General features: G+C 57.0%; 6 protein-coding genes. All 6 read right to left on the minus strand.

Annotated elements, in window-relative coordinates; genetic code table 11:
• Positions 1 to 26: 26 nt before the first annotated feature.
• A complete protein-coding gene (locus tag QVO51_RS02905) occupies positions 27 to 401 on the minus strand; it encodes a membrane protein (RefSeq protein WP_022357165.1) in 375 nt (124 codons plus the stop codon).
• A gap of 47 nt (positions 402 to 448) precedes the next feature.
• The gene (gene nrdR / locus QVO51_RS02910; RefSeq protein ID WP_015557416.1) at positions 449 to 892 is read right to left on the minus strand and encodes a transcriptional regulator NrdR; all 444 of its coding nucleotides are present in this window, start codon (positions 890 to 892) and stop codon (positions 449 to 451) included.
• 12 nt (positions 893 to 904) lie between these two features.
• Positions 905 to 1300 carry a sugar phosphate isomerase/epimerase family protein gene (locus tag QVO51_RS02915; RefSeq protein WP_022357166.1) on the minus strand — a complete coding sequence of 132 codons (396 nt, stop codon included), beginning with the start codon at positions 1298 to 1300 and terminating at the stop codon, positions 905 to 907.
• Between the two features lie 537 nt (positions 1301 to 1837).
• Positions 1838 to 2800 (minus strand): protein translocase subunit SecF, encoded by a 963-nt coding sequence (gene secF, locus QVO51_RS02920; protein WP_022357168.1) that lies wholly within the window; start codon positions 2798 to 2800, stop codon positions 1838 to 1840.
• Entirely contained in the window at positions 2797 to 3240 is a 444-nt protein-coding gene (locus QVO51_RS10840) for a hypothetical protein (RefSeq protein ID WP_022357169.1), read from the minus strand. The genes secF and QVO51_RS10840 overlap by 4 nt, the downstream gene beginning before the upstream one ends.
• Positions 3222 to 4010, minus strand: a 789-nt coding sequence (locus QVO51_RS10845; protein WP_369677882.1) for a preprotein translocase subunit SecD, incomplete at its 5' end; no start/stop codon positions are given. The genes QVO51_RS10845 and QVO51_RS10840, both read right to left, overlap by 19 nt.

Here is a 4010-nt window from a genome sequence, read left to right on the forward strand (position 1 = left end):
CAGCCTCCCCGGCTGCCTCTCTGTCATCACTGGAACGCAGTGAACAGTCCGCCCACGATGGGCATCTCCTTCGCCTTGCCGTTTGCCGCATTCACCACCAGGAACACGAACAGTCCCAGGGATGCCAGGCTCAGTATCATCTGCAAAACAAAACCTATAAAGGGAATATTCGCCAGGATTCCCCCTGCCACGTTCAGCACGATGGTAGTCAGAAACAGGATCAACCCCTGGTTTGCGTAAAACTTCGCAAAGCCGGAGTCCTTTGCCGCAATCAGCGGCACAAAGAACAGCACCCAGAAGCAGGCAATGATCGCCACTGCCTTGTTCTTGTTGATGTCCTCCGCCGTGAACTCATTGCTGTGATCCTTGGTATCCAGCAGATTCTTGAAAAAATCGTCCATGTAAATCATCCTTTCCCGGGCAATCGCCCTATGTATGCTTCGGCTGTTCAGCCGTCAAGCTCCCGAATGGCACGAATAAAGCCCTCCACGTCGGTAAAATCCTTGTACACCGACGCAAACCGCACATAGGCAATGGGATCGATCCGCTTGAGCCGCTCCAGCACCATATCCCCGATCTCCGCCGAGGTGACCTGGGTTTTCATTTCGTTTGCGTAGTAATTCTCGATCTCATCCACCAGCCGGGAAACCGCATCCACCGAAACCGGACGCTTTTTCACGGCGCTGTAAATGCCGGCGATCAGCTTCTGCCGGTCAAAGGGCTCAAAGCTGCCGTCCCGCTTCACCACCATCAGCAAGGGCCGCTCCACCACCTCAAAGGTGGTAAACCGCTTCTGACAGTTGGTGCATTCCCGGCGGCGGCGCTTTTTTCCGTCCGCCGGACGGGAGTCGATGACCTTGGTGTCCTCATAGCCGCAGAAGGGACATCGCATACTGATTCCTCCTCAGCGCCCGGCAGGCTCCAGAGAGCCGATCATATGCACGAGCGTGTTATAATTGCTGACAAGATCCGTCAGATTGCTAAAATTGGAGCGATACAGCTCCAGCATAATGGAGCAGTCCGCCCCCTCCTGCCGCAGCAGCCGCAGAAACCGGCGGATGTCGAATCTGCCCTTGCCGATCTGCAAGCAGTCCCCCCGTTCCCCATGGTCGCTGATGTGCACATGCACAATGGAGCTGCCCAGGGCACGCACCACGTCGAAAATATTCTCCTTGCTGCGGATTGCCTGCTTGGTATCCAGCACGAAATGGGCGTCATCCCCCAGGGCACGCTTCATCTCCTTCAGGAACCGGAGGGAGCCGCTGGTACACCGGGACACATTCTCCTGCGCCACGGTCACGCCGAACTCCTTCCCCAGCTTTGCCAGCNNNCCTTCCCCAGCTTTGCCAGCCGGTAGAACCGCTCAAAGTACAGCTCCTGGGGGATGCTGCTGCCTGCCTGGTTGCCGTGGAACACGAAGATCTCCGCCCCCAGCCAGTTCATAGCCTGGAAATACATCCTGTGAAATTCCAGGGCATCCGCCACCCGGCGCTCATACTCGCTGAAAAACAGCATGGGCTCGATGGGACAGGTAAAGGGATGCAGGGCACGGCAGGTCATGTCGAACCGCTTCATGGTGTCCGCCATGCCGCTGACAAAGGTTCGGGTGCATTCGCTCACCGTGTTGACAAAAATCTCGGTATGGGCAATGCCGCTGACCGCCAGGTCATATACCGACTCCTCCAGCAGCCGGGGGTATAGGCACGCTGTGGATACGCCAGCCTGCATGGTTTTCTTCCCTCCTGTTTTTCATCGTCTTCTTATCATAGCACAAAACACTGTAATTTGCAAGGGTCGGGCAAAAGAAAACGGCAGGATACCCTGCCGTTTACGCTGATTATTTTCTGATCTGGAGATCTGCCACGGTTTTCTTGCCCCGTTTTTCCGTCCACCAGACCCACACCACCGGTGCGATGCAGATGGAGGAATAGGTACCGGAGATCAGACCCACCGTCAGCGGTATAGAGAAGCTGAGAATGGAATCTACCTGCATGATCACTGCCACAATGGAAATGATGAGCATGGTGGAAATGGTGGTCACAGAGGTACGGATGCTCCGGCGCATGGTCTGACTGATACTGGTGTTCACCAGTTCCCGGATGGAAGTTTTCTTGTCCATCAGCTTCTGGTTCTCACGGATCCGGTCGTAGATGACCATGGTATTGTTGACGGAGTAGCCCAGAATGGTCAGCAGCACCGCCATAAAGTTGGAGTTGATCTCGAACCCGGCAATGACGAAGGTGCCGTATGCGGCGATCAGGTCATGCACCAGGGCGAGAATTGCGCACATGCCAGCAGACCAGCCGCTGATGCGCTTGAACCGCAGTGCGATGTAGATGATCAGAATCACGGAAGCCGCCAGCGCTGCCACCAGGCACTTGTAGAAGAACTGCTTGCCGGAGGTGGGGGAAACGTCGTTGGATTCCAGCAGCTTGATCTGGTTATCCGGGAACTTGCCCTGGATGGAGGTGGTCAGCTGCCCCTGTACCTCCGGGGTAAAGGAGCCCTCCGCACAGCTGAAGGAAATGGTCATGGTCTTGCCGCTGCCGTCCCCCAGCGCCTCGCCGGTCTGGATGGTAACGGGGGTGTTGAGAATCCCCTTCGCCAGGGTCTCCACCTGTGCAGTGTCCACATCCCCGGTGTAGCTGTAGCTGAGGATGGTACCGCCCTTGAATTCAATCGCCACTTCTACACCGAAGATCAGAGAGCCCGCAATGGCACACAGGATCATGATGGCGGAGATGATGATGTAAATGTGCATGTGTCCTACATAGTCACGGACTTTTTTCTGCTTGCTCATGCCTGCTCACCTCCGTACAGCTTCTTGTTCTGGAAAATCTTGAAGTTCGACAGGGACATCACCATCAGCCTGGATGCAAGTACGCCCATGACAAAGTTCAGCAGTACGCCTACCATGAGGGTATAGCCGAAGGAGTAGATGACGCCCTCCGTGCTTGCGCCGAATGCGAAGAACAGGGGTCTGAGCAGCCTTGCGAATACGCTGGTGGGCACGCCGAATGCGCCCATGAGGATGATTGCCACGATGATGGTGGTAATGTTGCCGTCAATGATGGCGGACAGGGCACGCTGATAGCCGGAACGCAGGGCAGCGTTCAGGTTCTTGCCCCGGTTCAGCTCCTCCTTGATGCGCTCGCCGGTGATGATGTTGGCATCCACGCCCATGCCCACCGCAAGGATGATACCTGCGATACCGGGAATGGTCAGGGTGGAGCTGTCCATAAAGCCGAACCAGCCGGTAATGGCAGCCAGAGGGCCCCGGTAATGGCAGCCAGAGTGCCGGCGATCTGTCCCGCCAGGGTAATCACTGCAACGGTACCCGGCAGACGGTAGAGGATTATCATGTAAATGGCGATCAGTACAAAGGCGATGATGCCGCTGATGACCATCGCCCGCAGCGCCCCGGTACCCAGGGTGGGAGAAATGGTCTTGAAGCTGGAGGTGGTCAGCTTAAAGGGCAGTGCGCCGGAATTGATCTTGTCCGCCAGTTCCTTTGCTTCCTCGTAGCTCTGGGAACCGGTGATGACTGCGTTGCCGTCGGTAATGGCAGAGCTGACAGTGGGTGCGGAAATACAGTAGTTGTCCATCCAGATGGCAATGGTGCCCTTCTGGGATGCCAACTGGGTGGTGGCGTCCGCAAACGCCTGCTTGCCCTCGTCGGTCAGCTTCAGGGTAACCACCCAGTCTGCGCCGCCCTGGCTGTTGGGCTGCTGACCGGTGCCTGCCTCTGCCACATCGGCACCCTGGAGGATGATATCCCCGTTGGGATTGCCGTTCTCGTCCACATTGGTCTGGTTTCCGTGCCGGAAGGTGAGCACAGCGGTTTCACCCAGCTCGTCCACCGCAGCCTCCGGGTCGAAATCCTTCTCCCCTGCCTGCCAGGGGAACCGCACGATGATCCGGTTGCTCTTGGCGTCGGAATAAACCTCACTGTCGTTGATGTTGAGCGTTGCCAGCCGCAGCTTGATGACCTCGGTAGCGGCAGCCAGCTG

The sequence above is a fragment of the Ruminococcus sp. CAG:379 genome (genome assembly GCF_000434255.1).
GTDB lineage: Bacteria > Bacillota > Clostridia > Oscillospirales > Ruminococcaceae > Ruminococcus_F > Ruminococcus_F champanellensis.